The sequence below is a fragment of the Mycolicibacter sinensis genome (genome assembly GCF_001667375.1).
Taxonomy (GTDB): Bacteria; Actinomycetota; Actinomycetes; order Mycobacteriales; family Mycobacteriaceae; genus Mycobacterium; species Mycobacterium sinense_A.
This window is the reverse complement of sequence record NZ_LZIN01000036.1, coordinates 67,037-81,427: the sequence shown is the minus strand read 5'-3', so window position 1 is coordinate 81,427 and position 14,391 is coordinate 67,037. Positions and strand designations below refer to the sequence as shown.

Sequence of the window (14,391 nt, the reverse complement as noted above, 5' to 3'; positions counted from 1 at the left end):
CGGCGGTAACGGCGGCAACGGCGGCGCGGCGGTGGCGGCGCAGGCTTCGGGGGTGACGGCGGTGCCGGCGGCAACGGCGGCAACGGCGGCGCCGGTAGCGACGGCGCCGTCGGCGGGCTCGGCGGCCCGGCCGGCAAGGGCGGACCCGGCACCGTTCACGGCAGCACCGGCCCGGCCGGGAAACCGGGCGCGCCCGGCGTCACCTCTTAATCTGCGAACTCGCCCAGTTGCGCCGTTACCAGTTGCGCTACCGCGGCCATGCCGGCGGCGTTGGGGTGAAACGGCCACGGCCGCCACGGCAACGGCAGGCCCGCGCCCACCGTCCACGGCTGCGCTGACCACGGATGGTGGTCGCGGCTGGCCCGTCCGGCGCGCACGATCTCAACGCCGGTGGCGGCCGCGGCGGTGGCGGTATGCCGCTCCAGCTCGTCGGCGATGTGGCGGGCCAGCTCGACGACAGGCTCGGGTAGCCGGCCCGCGCGCGATCCGGCCGGCGGCAGCAGGGTCAGGTAGTCGACGAAGAGCACCCGCGCACCCGGCGCCCGGTGTCGTACTGCGGCGCCGACCGCCTGAAGCGCGGCTTCGACCTCGTCGAGTGCCTGCTGGCGTCGGCGACGGTCGAAGAGGGCACCGACCGGCGGCAGCAGCCGGGCGGGCCGGGGCAGCAGCGCCGCGGCCATCAGCAGTGGCACGTAGCCGACGTCGTTGCCGCCGATCGTGATCGTCACCAGGGTTTCCGAGCCGTCGAGCGCCTCGACCTGAGGCGGTGCATCGTGCTGGCGTTCGGTCAGCAGGTGCGCTGTCGTCGCGCCGGAGAACGTGACGTCGACGAGATCGAGGTCAAGCGCGTGTGCAACCAGGTGGGGGTAGTTGCGGGTGGAGCGGCCCGCCGGCCGGGGCGCGCCGGCGACAGTGGGCCGGATCCCAGGTCCGGCCGCCATCGAACTGCCCAGGGCGACATAGCGTTTCATCGCGACCGATCACAGCGCCGGCGACGACGCCTGCGCCCAGAAGCGCTTCGGGATCCGCCCGGCTCGGCGCGCAAGGTAGCCGGCGGTGACGGCGCCGGCCATCGCCGCCGCCATCGCGGGCGGGTCGGACGCCCGGGTGACCGCGGTGGCCAAAAGCACCGCATCACAGCCCAGCTCCATGGCCAGCGCGGCATCGCTGGCGGTGCCGATCCCGGCGTCCAGCACCACCGGAACCCCGGCGCCGGCCACGATCATCTCGATGCTGTGCGGGTTGGCGATGCCCAGTCCGGTGCCGATCGGCGAACCCAGCGGCATCACGGCAGCGCAGCCGGTGTCCTCCAGCCGGCGGGCCAGCACCGGGTCGTCGTTGGTATAGGGCAGCACCACGAACCCGTCGTCGACCAGTTGTTCTGCGGCGCGGACCAATTCGACGGCGTCGGGCAGCAGGGTGCGCTCATCGCCGATCACCTCCAACTTGACCCATTCGGTGCCCAGCGCCTCGCGCGCCAACTGCGCGGTCAGCACCGCCTCGGCGGCGCTGCGGCAACCCGCGGTGTTGGGCAGCGGGGTGATGCCCAGCCGGCTCAGCAGATCCAGCATGCCGGTCCCGCCCTCGGCGTCGACCCGGCGCATCGCGACCGTGGTCAGCTCGGTGCCGGAGGCCACCAGTGCCTCTTCGAGCACGGCCAGGCTCTGCGCGCCACCGGTTCCCATGATGAGCCGGGAACCGAATTCGCGACCGGCGATGGTCAACTTCGCGTCATCAACCACCCTGCACCGCCGTCACCACCTCGAGCTGGGCGCCATCGGAAAGCGTAGTGGCCCACCGAGATCTGGGCAGCACCGCCTGATCCACCGCCACCGCGATACCGCGGTCCGGGTAGCCCATCGACACCAGTAGCGCCGCAACCGTCGTCGCTTCGGCGACTTCGACCTGTTTCTCGTTGACGTTGATGATCATTGCACTCCAACCGGAAGTAGTTCGGACACAACCTGTTCGGCGGTCCATGGGGCCAACAGAAAACCATTACGGCCGTGGCCGGCGGCGACGACCGTCCGCTCGTCGAGCCGGCTTACCAGCGGCAGGTTATCCGGTGTCATCGGCCGCAGACCGGCCCCGCATTCGGCCAGCTCGTACTCCCCCAGCGCCGGCACCAGGGCGCAGGCGTCGTCCAGCAGGTCGCGCACCCCGGAGACCACCGGGGCGGTGTCGCGGCCGTGCTCGTACTGGGTGGCCCCCACCACCACGCCGTCGGGGCGCGGCACCAGATAGACCTGCCGGCCGTGCACCCGGGCCCGGATCACCCGCTGCGGCACCGGCAAACAGCCTTTGCGCCACCGCAGCCGCAGCACCTCGCCCTTGACCGGCCGGATCGCCAAGCCGGGCCACAGCGCCGGCGCGTCGATGCCGTTGGCGATCACCACCGCATCGGCGGCCACCTCGGCGAGATCATGCACGGGCCCCGCCCACGCCACCTCGAGTTCCTCGCAGGCGGTGATCAAAGCGGTGACCACCGCGCGATTGTCGACCGCCAGCTCGGTGGGGGCCCGGAAACCGTGCCGGATCCCGGCGGCCAGCAGCGGTTCGACCTCGCGCGCGGCCGATTCCCAGATCACCGGGTGACCCTGTGCGGTCAGCCAGTCGGCGACGGTGCGCAGGTCGGCGACGTCGGCGCGGTCGGCGGCCACCACCAGCGATTCGCGGGCGGTGACGACCTCGGCCGGCAGCCGAACAAGGAAGTCGTGCCACAACTCCAGCGAGCGCAGGCCCAACCGCAGCTGCTGCTCCTCACCGGGCCAGCCCTCGCTGTGCGGGGCCAGCATTCCGCCGGCCACCCAGGATGCGCCGGGTTCAGCGGTGCGATGCACCCGCACCGACCACCCGGCCCGGGCGGCCTGCATGGCCACCGACAGGCCGACGACACCGCCGCCGACCACGGCCAGCGAACCGAGCGAGGGTCCGGGCATGTGCTGCTCCCTTCGGCCTCGGTCTCAACTCACCAAGTTAGCCGCTAGCGTCGGGGGATGCACGAACGCTCAGACCGTCTGACCCGCCTCGTCGATGCCCGGCTCTACCTGTGCACCGACGCCCGCCGGGAAAAAGGAGACCTGGCCGAATTCGCCGAGGCCGCGCTGGCCGGCGGGGTGGACGTCCTCCAGCTGCGCGACAAGGGTTCGCCCGGCGAGCAGCAGTTCGGTCCGCTGGAGGCCCGCGACGAGTTGGCGGCGCTGGAGATCCTGGCCGCCGCCGTCCGCCGGCACGGAGCTCTGCTGGCGGTCAACGACCGCGCCGACATCGCCCGTGCCGCCGGCGCCGACGTGCTGCACCTGGGCCAGGACGACCTGCCGCTGCCGATCGCGCGTGAGATCGTCGGCCCCGACGTGCTGATCGGCCGGTCCACCCACGACGGCCAGCAGGTCACCGCGGCGCTGAGCGAGCCGGTCGACTACTTCTGCGTCGGGCCGTGCTGGCCCACCCCCACCAAGCCCGGCCGGGAAGCCCCGGGACTAGAGCTGCTGCAATTCGCCGCGGACCAGCGCCCCGACAAGCCATGGTTCGCCATCGGCGGGATCGATGCCGAGCGGCTGCCGCAGGTACTGGGTGCCGGCGCCGGCCGGGTGGCGGTGGTGCGGGCGATCACCGCCGCGCAGGATCCACAGGCGGCGGCAGCGGAACTGCTCGCCGCGCTTACCGGGGCTTAGCTGGGTAATTCGAACCCGCGCAGCGCGTCCCAGCTGGCAGCGAAACCAGGGTGCAACGGCAGCGCGGACACGTCCTGCTCGGGCACCCAGCGCAGCTCGGTGCTCTCCCGGTTGGGCACCACCGGCAGCAGCTCGTCGGCGTCGGCGACCACGGTGGTGTAGGTCCACGTGGTGCCGCTGGCCGAGGCCGTGACCAGGGCCGCGCGCACCACGATGCGGTCGGCGGGCAGGCCGGCCTCCTCCTGCGCCTCGCGGATCGCGGCCTGCTCGGCGCTCTCGTGAGAGTCGCGGGCACCGCCGGGCAGCGCCCAGGTACCACCCTGATGACTCCACCACGCGCGGTGCTGCAGCAACACGGTGCGCATGCCGTCGGGCCGGGGCGCCCGCAGCAACAGACCCGCCGCGCCGTGCCGGCCCCAGAAGCGGTCGCCGGTGTCGGAAAACGCCCAGCCATCGCCGTCACCACGCACGCTCCGAAGCGTATCGGCAGCGGTATGTCTCGGTTGTGGTGAGATCGCGCGACTATTTCGGCAACAACCCCCCGCAGGTCGGCGCGGACGATACCTGCGCTCTTAGAATCCCTTTATGCTCGTTGGTGACGCGAACAGGGATGGAGTCTGAACGCACGTGACCGTTGAGTTGGCGCATCCGTCAACCGAGCCGGCGGGGTTACGGTCGCCGACCGAATCGGCCCGACCCCGCTGGTGGTTTTTCACCACCACCCCCGGTCGCATCCTGGCCATCGGCCTCATCCTGGCCGCACTGGGCGGCCTCAGCGCGTTTGCCACCGCCACCACGATCAACGACCGGCAGAACACCCTGACCACCGTGCTCGACCACACCGAGCCGCTGGCCTACGCCGCCGGGCAGCTCTACACAACGTTGTCGGTCGCCGACGCCGCGGCGGCCACCGCCTTCATCGCCCAGGGCGAGCCGCGAGCGGTGCGGGAACGCTACGAGCAGGCCATCACCGCCGCCGCGGTGGCGGTGACCCGGGCCTCCGGCGGCCTGAACGACGAGCCGCTGCTGGGGCTGTTGGGGCGGATCAACGCCGAACTGGCCGTCTACACCGGCCTGATCGAGACCGCCCGGACCAACAATCGATCGGGTGATCCGGTGGGTTCGTCGTACCTGTCGGAAGCCTCCGAGCTGATGCAGCACACGATCCTGCCCGACGCCCAGCGGCTCTACCAGGCCACCTCGGCGACGGTGGACGTCCAGACCACGGCGTCCACCCGGGTGCCGGCCCCGGTGATCCTGGTGGTGGCGACCACGGTGCTGTTCGGTGCGTTCGCGCATCGCTGGCTGGCCCGGCACACCCGGCGCCGGATCAATCCCGGGCTGGTCGCCGGTGGTTTGGCGATCCTGCTGATGGTGATCTGGGTCGGCACCGTGCTGGTGATCTCCACCGCGGGCAGCCGCACCGCCAAGGACACCGCCGCCGAATCGTTGAAGGCGATCACGAACCTGGCGATCACCGCGCAGCAGGCGCGTGCCGACGAGACCTTGTCGCTGATCCGGCGCGGGGACGAGGAGGCCCGCAAGCAGACCTTCTACCAGCGCATCGACGCCATGCAGGCGCAGCTGCAGGGCTACCTGGAGCGCGGCGACGCCGTCGACAAGGCCGACCTGGCCAACGCCGGGCAGCTGTTGACCCGGTGGCGGCAGGCCAACGACCGGATGAACTCCTATATCTCCGTCGGCAACTACCGAGCCGCCACCATGGTGGCCCTGGGCGGCAGCGGCGAGGACTCCACTCCGGCGTTCGACCAGCTCGACGCCGCCTTGGACAAGGCGCTGCAGCACAGCCGCAATCAACTGCGCAGCGACGTGCTCAACGCCCGGCGAGTACTGTCGGTGGCCCCCGTCGGGGGTGCGGTGCTGTCCATGGGGGCTGCGATCGCGGTCGCGCTCGGCTTGTGGCCACGACTGAACGAGTACAAATGATGAATCGCCGACTGTTCGTGGGCGCACTCAGCGCGGTGCTGGTGCTGTCGGGGTTGACCGGGTGCGGCCACTCCGAGTTCGTGGTGCCCACCGCGGTGCCCACGCTGCCCCCGCCGACACCGGCCGGAATGCAAGAGCTCACGCCCGAGGCGCCGCGACCGCCGGAGGCGGGCGCCGAGAACTGTGATGCCACCGCCAGCCTGCGACCGTTCCGCAGCAAGGCCGAGGCCGACGAGGCGGTGGCCAAGATCCGCCACCGGGGCCGGCTCATCGTCGGGCTGGACATCGGCAGCAACCTGTTCAGCTTCCGGGATCCGATCACCGGTGAGATCACCGGTTTCGACGTCGACATCGCCGGCGAGGTGGCCCGTGACATCTTCGGCACCCCGTCGCAGGTCGAGTACCGGATTCTGGCGTCGGCCGAACGCATTGCGGCGCTGCAGAAATCCGAAGTGGATATCGTGGTGAAGACGATGAGCATCACCTGCGGACGGCGAAAGCTGGTGAACTTCTCGACGGTGTATCTGGTCGCCAATCAGCGTCTGCTGGTGCCGCGCGACTCCTCGATCCGCCGGGCCGGCGATCTGTCGGGCAAGCGGGTCTGCGTCGCGCAGGGCACCACCTCACTGCGCCGCATCCGGGACATCTCCCCGGCGCCGATCATCGTCTCGGTGGTGAACTGGGCCGACTGCCTGGTGGCCATGCAGCAGCGCCAGGTCGACGCGGTCAGCACCGACGACTCGATCCTGGCCGGGTTGATGGCCCAGGATCCGTACCTGCACATCGTCGGGCCCAGCATGGACGAGGAGCCCTACGGCATCGGGATCAATCTGGACAACACCGGCCTGGTCCGCTTCGTCAACGGCACCTTGGAGCGCATTCGCCGCGACGGGACCTGGAACACCTTGTACCGCAAGTGGTTGACGGTGCTGGGCCCGGCCCCGGCGCCCCCTACGCCGAGGTATTCGGGCTGATGGCCGGCGACGATTCCGAGTTCGACGACGACGGCCCGGCCACCGAGCGCGCGGACGTGCTGGCCGAATCGTCGTCGGTGCGACGGCCGATGTCGACCCAGGCGATCTTTCGCCCCCGCGAGGGTACGAACCCCGCAGCATCGGGCCACGACGAACCCGATGGCGCGGCGCTGGTGCGCACTCTTGCTCCGCGGCGGCGCCTGGGCGGCGGGCTGGTGGAGATCCCCCGGGTTCCCGAGATCAACCCGCTCGAGGCCCTGATGGCCGACCCGGTCGTCGCCGAATCCAAGCGCTTCTGCTGGAACTGCGGTCAACCGGTGGGCCGGTCGACCGGTGAGACCAAGGGCGCCTCGGAAGGCTGGTGCCCGCACTGCGGAAGCCCGTATTCTTTTCTGCCGCAACTTAAACCCGGAGATTTGGTGGCCGGTCAATACGAGATCAAGGGCTGTCTGGCACACGGTGGCCTGGGCTGGGTCTACTTGGCGGTCGACCACAACGTCAATGAGCGTCCGGTGGTTCTCAAGGGCCTGGTGCATTCCGGTGACGCCGAGGCGCAGGCCATCGCGATGGCCGAGCGCCAGTTCCTCGCCGAGGTGACCCACCCGTCGATCGTGAAGATCTTCAACTTCGTCCAGCACCCGGATTCCCACGGGGATCCGGTCGGCTACATCGTGATGGAGTATGTCGGCGGGCAGTCGCTCAAGCAGGGCCGCGGGAGCCGGCTGCCGGTGGCACAGGCTATCGCCTACATGCTGGAGATCCTGCCCGCGCTGGGATACCTGCACTCCTTGGGCCTGGTCTACAACGACCTCAAGCCGGAGAACATCGTGCTGACCGAGGAGCAGCTGAAGCTGATCGACCTCGGGGCGGTGTCGCGCATCAACTCGTTCGGCTACCTCTACGGCACACCGGGTTACCAGGCGCCCGACATCGTCCGAACCGGACCGACCGTGGCCACCGACATCTACACGGTGGGCCGCACCCTGGCCGCGCTGACGCTGAAACTGCGCACCCGGGAGGGCCGCTACGTCGACGGTCTGCCCGACGACGACCCGGTGCTGAAGAAGTACGACTCCTACCGCCGGTTGCTGCGCCGTGCCATCGACCCGGATCCGCGCCGCCGGTTCACCTCCGCCGAGGAGATGTCCGCACAGCTGACCGGAGTGCTGCGCGAGGTGGTCGCCAAGGACACCGGGATACCGCGGCCGGGGCTATCGACGGTGTTCACCCGGTCGCGGTCCACCTTCGGCCAGCACCTGCTGGTCGCCCACACCGATGTCTACCTCGACGGGCACGTGCACTCGCATGACCTGACCGCCCGCGAGATCGTCACCGCCCTGCAGGTGCCGCTGATCGACCCCGGTGACGTGGCCGCCCCGCTGTTGACGTCGATGGAGCTCAGCGAACCGGTGCAGACGCTGGATTCGCTTCGCGCCGTGCGCAACAGTGCGCCGGAATCCGAAGGCATCGAACTGGCAGAGTCCCTTGGGCTGCCGTTGATGGAGGTGCGCGCGCTACTGGACCTGGGCAACGTCACCAAGGCGATGGCCAAGCTCGACGAGCTCGCCGAGCAGGTCGGGTGGCGCTGGCGGCTGGTCTGGTTTCGGGGCGTGGCCGAGTTGCTCACCGGCGACTACGAGGCGGCGCGCAAGGATTTCACCGAGGTGCTCGACATGTTCCCGGGTGAACTGGCACCCAAGATGGCGCTGGCCGCCACCGCCGAGCTGGCCGGCACCGAAGAGGAAGGCGCCTTCTACGAAACCGTGTGGCGCACCGATGACAGCGTGATCTCGGCCGCCTTCGGTCTGGCGCGCGCCCTGTCGGTCAGGGGCGAACGCACCGCAGCGGTGCGCACTCTTGACGAAGTCCCTGCCACCTCAAGACATTTCACTACCGCGCGACTGACCAGCGCGGTGACGTTGCTGTCCGGTCGGTCGACGAAGGAGATCACCGAGGCCCAGATTCGCGACGCCGCGCGCCGGGTGGAGGCGCTGCCGGACACCGAACCGCGGGTCTTGCAGATCCGGGCGCTGGTGCTTGGCGCGGCGATGGATTGGCTGGCCGAGCACGAGGCCAGCACGAACCACATCCTGGGGTTTCCCTTCACCGAACACGGGCTGCGGCTCGGCGTCGAGATGGCGCTGCGGGCGCTGGCCCGGCTGGCGCCGACCCAGGCGCACCGCTACGCGCTGGTCGACATGGCCAACGCGGTGCGGCCGATGAGCACCTTCTGACATCCGCCGCCCTTCCGTCGGGCGCTCCCCCCGGCCGCCCGACCGTCGAGTGTGCGGTTCGGTACGGCAAGGGCGGCGTGTCGCGTACGACTCCGCACATCCGGCATGAAGCCGCCGGGGCTCAGCCCAGCCGGCGCAGCCGCGGCTCCAGGTCGGTCTTGAACAGCTCCAGGAAACGCCGCTGGTCGTGGCCGGGCGCGTGGAACACCAGGTGGTTCAGTCCCCACTGCACGTACTGGCCGACCTGTTCCACCGCCTCGTCAGGATCCGAGGCGACGATCCAGCGCTTGGCGATCTGCTCGATCGGCAGCGCATCGGCGGCTTTCTCCATCTCGATCGGGTCCTCGATGGAGTGCTTCTGCTCGGCGGTCAGGCTCAGCGGCGCCCAGAACCGGGTGTTGTTCAGCGCCAGCTCCGGATCGGGATCGTAGGAGATCTTGATCTCGATCATCTTGTCGATGCCGTCGGCGTCCCGCTCGGCGGCCTCGGCGCCGGCCAGCACCGCGGGCATCAGCTTCTCGGTGTAGAGCTCTTCGCCCTTGCCGGAGGTGCAGATGAAACCGTCACCGGCCCGCCCGGCGTACTTCGCCACCGCCGGCCCGCCGGCCGCGATGTAGACCGGGACGCCGCCCTCGGGCACGTCGTAGATCGAGGCGCCCTTGAGCCGGTAGTAGTCGCCGTCGAAATCCACCCGATCTCCGCGCCACAGCTCGCGCATCAGCCGCACCGACTCGCGCAGCCGGGCGAACCGCTCCTTGAACTCGGGCCACTGGCCGGTGAACCCGGTGGCGATCTCGTTCAGCGCCTCCCCGGTGCCCACGCCCAGAAAGACCCGCTGCGGGTACAGGCAGCTCATGGTGGCAAAGGCCTGCGCGATGACGGCCGGGTTGTACCGGAACGTCGGGGTCAGCACCGAGGTACCCAGCAGGATCTTCTCGGTGCGCTCCCCGACCGCGGTCATCCAGGCCAGCGAGAACGGGGCATGCCCGCCTTCGTGGCGCCAGGGCTGAAAGTGGTCACTGACGGTGGCGCTGTCCATGCCGTGTGCCTCGGCGGCCACACCGAGCTCCACCAGTTCCCGCGGCCCGAACTGCTCCGCCGACGCCTTGTATCCGAGTTTGAGTTCCGCCATTCCACCTTTTCTACCCTCCCGCGCTCTTCCTAGACTCACGGGCATGGGTGAAAGGCTGGTCGAGGTCGTTCCGGTGACCGAGCGGGTCCACCTGGCCCGCGGTGAGGCGGTCAACTGGCTGCTGGTCACCGATGACACCGGCGTGCTGCTGATCGACGCCGGCTACCCCGGAGACCGCACCGACGTGCTGGCGTCGCTGGGCGCCCTGGGATACGACGCCGGCGATGTGCGCGCGGTGCTGCTCACCCACGCCCACGTCGACCACTTCGGTGCGGCGATCTGGCTCGCCAAGACGTATAAAACACCGGTCTACTGCCACGCCGACGAGGTGGGCCACGCCAAACGGGAGTATCTGGAGCAGGCCTCGCCGCTGGCAGTGGCTCCGCAGCTGTGGCGGCCCAGCTGGGCCCGGTGGAGCGTGCACGTCCTGCGCAACGGCGGCCTGAACCGCGAGGGCATCCCGTCGGCCCAGCCGTTGACCGGCGACATCGCCGCCGGGCTGCCCGGCCAGCCGGTGGCCATTCCGACGCCGGGGCACACCCGCGGCCATTGCTCGTATCTGGTGGACGGGATATTGGCCAGCGGCGACGCCCTGATCACCGGCCACCCGGTGCTGTCACACGTCGGCCCGCAGCTGCTGCCGGCACTGTTCAGCCACAGCCAGGAGGACTGCATCCGCAGCCTGTCGGCGCTAGCGCTGCTGGAGACCGACGTCCTCGCGCCCGGCCATGGCGACGTGTGGCGGGGCCCGATTCGGGAGGCTGCGGAAGCCGCAATCGTGCGTGCGGGCAAACCTTAAGGTCACGATCCGATAAGTGCTGATCACGGAGTTTAAGAGCAGCCTTACCAATCGGATCCGCATTTGCGGCACACCTGCCCCGGATTGACCGGCGAGTGATCGATTTGTTACCCCAGTGCACAATCGGCTGTGCTCAGGGACACATGTCGCCCACCTCGGCCGCGCGTACCTTGGGCTCCGGACGGGAATTGCATTCACCACCCGGAAGGAAACATCCATGTCGAAGACCCTCGGCGTCACCATGATTCGGCGATTCGGCCTCGGCGCCGGACTGTTGGGCGCCACTGCTGCCACCCTGATCGCCGCGCCGTCGGCAGTGGCGGCCCCCGACTGCAGCCAGGCGTCGGTGACCAGCACCGTCGACTCGGTTACCGGTTCGGCTCGGCAGTATCTGAGCGCACACCCCGGCGCAAACGCCGTGATGAACCGGGCTATCAGCTCACCACGGCCGCAGGCCGCAGCCGAGGTGCGCAGCTATTTCACCGCTAACCCGCAGGAGTACTACGAGTTGCGTGGCATCCTCGCGCCGATCGGTGAGAAGCAGCAGCAGTGCCAGATGACGGTGCTGCCGCCCGAATTGGCTTCTGCCTACGCAGAATTCATGGCGGGATAGCGCCTCTGGGACAGCTCCTACTGCCCGCGCGAACCTCCCCACCCACTGCTGCGGGCAGTAGGAGTGGCCGCAATGGCCCGATCAATTCTTCAGTTGCCCAGGGCAATAGGCGTTGGCGGCGATGGCGGCGAATTGCGCAGCGCCGTCCAGCGTGAGCGCGGCGTTATCGCTCTGGACTTCTCGGACGACCTGCAGCCCGGATTCGCCGTTGCTGATCAACCCGCAGACCGCCCGGGCGGCCGCGATCGCTTGCCCTTCGCTGGCAAACGTCATCCCCGACTGCTTCAGGGATGCGATGAAGGCAGGGTCATCGTCCGCGCCGTCGGGGTCCGCCTGAGCGGGAGTGGCCCCGGCGATCGCGAGTGCCAGGCCCGCTATCGCAACGATCTCTTTCACGCTCATCACCAGCTGGTACTCACATCCGAGCCAGTATGTGCGCCAGTTCGATATAGAGCGGTATTCCGATCGTCACGTTGTAGGAGAAGGTCAGGCCCAGCGAGGCGGCCAACGGCAGGCTGGGACTGGCCTCGGGAATGGCCAACCGCTGGATCGCTGGAACGGCGATATACGACGCGGCGCCGCAGAGTACCGCGAAGAGCACGTAGGTCCCGGTCTCCAATGGGAACCCCGTGAGCTGAGAATACAAGTGCGCCACCATGATGCCGATCGTTGCGAAAAGGTTCGGCGCGAGCAGGCCGAACAGGATGAAGCCTCGGCCCGCCGCTCTCAGATCCCTCAGCTTTCGGGACGCAGTCATCCCCATTTCCAGCAAGAACAGACATAGGGCCCCCTGGAACGCGGTCAGGAAGACCGGATCGTCGACTGCAGTGACCTTCTGTCCCTGCAGTCCGCTGATGAATCCGATCGCTATACCGCCCATGAGCAGGCATAGGCCGGGATTGAGAAAGACCTCGCGAAGGATCGCGCCGGAGATGAAGGAGGGCTCCGCGTCAAGCGCGGCAGCCTTCCCGGATTCCGCCTCGAGATCTTCCGGGAAATCTTCGAGTGCAACCAAAGAGACGGTCTCCGTACTGCTCCCCTGAGCAACCCGAACCACGCTTGCGCCCGACCCGATGTAGCCGATCTCACCGGGCAGCAGACCGGTGGAATCCATTCCTCTGCGCCGCAGCCGAGCCACCAGGAGCAGCGCGACCAGGCAGCCGGGAATCTCCATGATTGCCAGCATGACCGGCATATAGGAGTCGAAGACAATGTCGGCGGTGGCCAGCACGCCCACGCAGGTGGCAAACGTGCCCGCCGAGTCCGAGCCGTAATAGCCGGCGACCGTAGCCCGGTCCACTTCTCGCATTCTCGTGGTGTGCTTCAAGATGAAGTAGGCCAACGCGCCGATGACAAAGTTCAAGAGGAACCCGGTCGCCATGAAACCGAGCACCCCTCCGATGCTGGACATGCTGATTCCCGCGAGCTCTTCGCCGCCGTGCCAGCCGATTGCCAGCAGCAGGTACATGGTGAGGCCGTGGTAGATCGCCGGTGGAAATTCGAACGGCACCTTCAGAATCGGCATGAGGAAGCCCAGGTAGAAGAACAGCAGCAGCGGCTTGAATAGGTTGTGGCTGAAGTTATGCCAGAACTCCAAAAGCATTTGCATGATCTCTCCGATTCCGATGCAGTCACGATGGGATGCGGGGCGTCAGGCCCCGGATGTCTTGGGCGCCTTCGTTTTCCTGCCCTTGAGATGCACAGCGTGGATTCCCGGCTTCCTCGACAGCTCGTCGAGCAAGTCCTCCAATCCGGCTTGGTCGGTATTCCAGTGCTGCACCGAATCGGGTTGATGGCGTAGCTTGGCGAGGACTTGGTCGAGCTTGGCGGGCGTCTTGGCGCTCCGGCCGGTGATCACGCTGGTCCGCCCTGCGGCGGCGACCCGGGGTGCCGCACTGCCGACAGCGCCACCGGTCATGCCGCCCAGTGCCATCTGACTCAGCAGGCTCCCGGGAATGGCGGCGGGCGTTCCGGCCGTCGGCAGCGCGCTGGCCGCCAACCTGATCGCCGGGCTTTGGCCGGCCCAGGCGGGTGGGACGGACAGCGGCCCCACCAAATTGGCCTCGCCCATCCCTGCCGACACGCTGGACACCGGCCCACCGGACGACGGCAGCGCGAGTCCAGCACCCATGCGTGTACCCGGGATCTCAACGAGAGTACGTCCGAGAGCGGGCGCGAACTTCAGAAAGTTCTGGATCGGGAAGTTGGTGAGCATGGAGGCGTCGTTGAACTGAGTGGTGAAGCTGAGGGGGACCTTGAGAGCTGAATACATCGCCGCAAACGTCGAACCGGCTTCTGGCGAGCCGGTCAGGGTGTTCAGCATGTTGTTGAAAAACGCGGTGTACCGGGTCGCCATATCGGCGCCTGCCTGCAGTATCGGGTTCGAAGCCGATGACACGGCAGCGGTTGACGCAGCGGCCGGCGCGTTCGCGTTGGTGGTCTGCGGCGGTTGGGTGAAAGCGTTGATCTTGGTGGCGGCTGCCGACGCCACCGCGTAACCGTGCATGACTTCGGCATCCTGCGCCCACATTTCCAGGTACTGGGCTTCGGCAGCTGCGATCGCTGCGGTGTTCTGGCCGACCACGTTCGTCGCGAGTAACGACGTCAACTGGGTACGGTTGGCCGCCACCGCTTCCGGTGGTACGACGGCTTCATAGGCCGCTTCGTAGGCGGCTGCGGCGGCCTGCGCCTGCGCGCCTGCCTCGGCGGCCAGCGCCGCGGTGGCCGACATCCAAGCCGCATAGGGTCCGGCCGCGGCCGCCATCGACTCGGCCGAAGGGCCGGCCCATGACTCAGCGGTCAATCCCATCACCACCGTGTTGTAATCCGCTGCTGCGGAATGCATTTCATCGGCCAGACGGTCCCATGCCGCCGCCGCCGACAGCAACGAACCGGACCCCGGACCGGTGTAGAGGTTTCCCGAGTTGGTCTCCGGGGGTAACAGAGAGAAGTACATTCGCCTATCCCCCCTCCCGTAGCGCAGCCCAGCTTGCGGGCGCGGGGCCACAAGCCGGCTTC

Annotated in this window: 15 protein-coding genes; 6 read left to right on the top strand and 9 right to left on the bottom strand. The window is 68.6% G+C overall.

All coding sequences use genetic code 11. The features are described 5' to 3' along the window. Positions 1-206 precede the first annotated feature (206 nt). Genes A5771_RS07105 through thiO form a run of 4 tightly spaced genes read right to left on the bottom strand, consistent with a single transcriptional unit; the run spans position 207 to position 2,939 of the window. Positions 207-971: an SGNH/GDSL hydrolase family protein gene (locus A5771_RS07105; protein WP_064854502.1), complete on the bottom strand. Its 765-nt coding sequence runs from the start codon at positions 969-971 to the stop codon at positions 207-209. A gap of 9 nt (positions 972-980) precedes the next feature. After that, positions 981-1,742, bottom strand: coding sequence for a thiazole synthase (locus A5771_RS07100; RefSeq protein WP_082947095.1), 762 nt, complete (start codon positions 1,740-1,742; stop codon positions 981-983). Continuing rightward, complete coding sequence (gene thiS / locus A5771_RS07095; protein ID WP_064854501.1) at positions 1,735-1,932, bottom strand: sulfur carrier protein ThiS; 198 nt, start codon at positions 1,930-1,932, stop codon at positions 1,735-1,737. The genes A5771_RS07100 and thiS overlap by 8 nt, the downstream gene beginning before the upstream one ends. Then, on the bottom strand, positions 1,929-2,939 hold the full coding sequence (gene thiO / locus A5771_RS07090; protein ID WP_064854500.1) for a glycine oxidase ThiO: 1,011 nt from the start codon (positions 2,937-2,939) through the stop codon (positions 1,929-1,931). Before thiO ends, thiS begins: the two co-directional genes overlap by 4 nt. A 57-nt stretch (positions 2,940-2,996) precedes the next feature. Between thiO and thiE the strand changes: the two genes are divergently transcribed. Next, positions 2,997-3,674 carry a thiamine phosphate synthase gene (thiE, locus tag A5771_RS07085; protein ID WP_064854499.1) on the top strand — a complete coding sequence of 226 codons (678 nt, stop codon included), beginning with the start codon at positions 2,997-2,999 and terminating at the stop codon, positions 3,672-3,674. Here the strand turns inward: thiE and A5771_RS07080 are convergent. Beyond that, a complete protein-coding gene (locus A5771_RS07080) occupies positions 3,671-4,144 on the bottom strand; it encodes an NUDIX hydrolase (protein WP_064854498.1) in 474 nt (157 codons plus the stop codon). The genes thiE and A5771_RS07080 overlap by 4 nt on opposite strands. Before the next feature lie 157 nt (positions 4,145-4,301). Here A5771_RS07080 and glnX point away from each other — a divergent pair, with 157 nt between their 5' ends. From glnX to A5771_RS07065, 3 genes are read left to right on the top strand one after another with little or no spacing between them, the layout of a single operon-like run. Further along, positions 4,302-5,621, top strand: a complete 1,320-nt coding sequence (gene glnX, locus A5771_RS07075; RefSeq protein ID WP_064854497.1) for a protein kinase G-activating protein GlnX — start codon at positions 4,302-4,304, stop codon at positions 5,619-5,621. Continuing rightward, positions 5,618-6,595 (top strand): glutamate ABC transporter substrate-binding protein, encoded by a 978-nt coding sequence (locus tag A5771_RS07070; RefSeq protein ID WP_064854496.1) that lies wholly within the window; start codon positions 5,618-5,620, stop codon positions 6,593-6,595. Before glnX ends, A5771_RS07070 begins: the two co-directional genes overlap by 4 nt. Then, positions 6,538-8,829, top strand: coding sequence for a serine/threonine-protein kinase PknG (locus tag A5771_RS07065; protein WP_428844390.1), 2,292 nt, complete (start codon positions 6,538-6,540; stop codon positions 8,827-8,829). The genes A5771_RS07070 and A5771_RS07065 overlap by 58 nt, the downstream gene beginning before the upstream one ends. 121 nt (positions 8,830-8,950) lie before the next feature. Here the strand turns inward: A5771_RS07065 and fgd are convergent, their stop codons facing one another. Continuing rightward, positions 8,951-9,961: a glucose-6-phosphate dehydrogenase (coenzyme-F420) gene (fgd, locus tag A5771_RS07060; protein WP_064854495.1), complete on the bottom strand. Its 1,011-nt coding sequence runs from the start codon at positions 9,959-9,961 to the stop codon at positions 8,951-8,953. A 55-nt stretch (positions 9,962-10,016) separates the two neighbouring features. Between fgd and A5771_RS07055 the strand changes: the two genes are divergently transcribed. Together A5771_RS07055 and A5771_RS07050 are read left to right on the top strand one after the other, a co-directional pair. Next, a complete protein-coding gene (locus tag A5771_RS07055; RefSeq protein ID WP_207545400.1) occupies positions 10,017-10,760 on the top strand; it encodes an MBL fold metallo-hydrolase in 744 nt (247 codons plus the stop codon). A gap of 217 nt (positions 10,761-10,977) precedes the next feature. Then, the gene (locus A5771_RS07050; protein ID WP_064854493.1) at positions 10,978-11,373 is read left to right on the top strand and encodes a heme-binding protein; all 396 of its coding nucleotides are present in this window, start codon (positions 10,978-10,980) and stop codon (positions 11,371-11,373) included. An 81-nt stretch (positions 11,374-11,454) separates the two neighbouring features. Here A5771_RS07050 and A5771_RS07045 read toward each other — a convergent pair whose 3' ends face one another. The 3 genes from A5771_RS07045 to A5771_RS07035 are packed head-to-tail and all read right to left on the bottom strand — an operon-like array spanning position 11,455 to position 14,329. Further along, a complete protein-coding gene (locus A5771_RS07045) occupies positions 11,455-11,769 on the bottom strand; it encodes a DUF732 domain-containing protein (RefSeq protein WP_064854511.1) in 315 nt (104 codons plus the stop codon). 19 nt (positions 11,770-11,788) lie between these two features. Beyond that, positions 11,789-12,976 carry a sodium-dependent bicarbonate transport family permease gene (locus A5771_RS07040; protein ID WP_064854492.1) on the bottom strand — a complete coding sequence of 396 codons (1,188 nt, stop codon included), beginning with the start codon at positions 12,974-12,976 and terminating at the stop codon, positions 11,789-11,791. A gap of 48 nt (positions 12,977-13,024) precedes the next feature. Beyond that, the gene (locus A5771_RS07035; RefSeq protein ID WP_064854491.1) at positions 13,025-14,329 is read right to left on the bottom strand and encodes a PPE family protein; all 1,305 of its coding nucleotides are present in this window, start codon (positions 14,327-14,329) and stop codon (positions 13,025-13,027) included. Positions 14,330-14,391 lie beyond the last annotated feature (62 nt).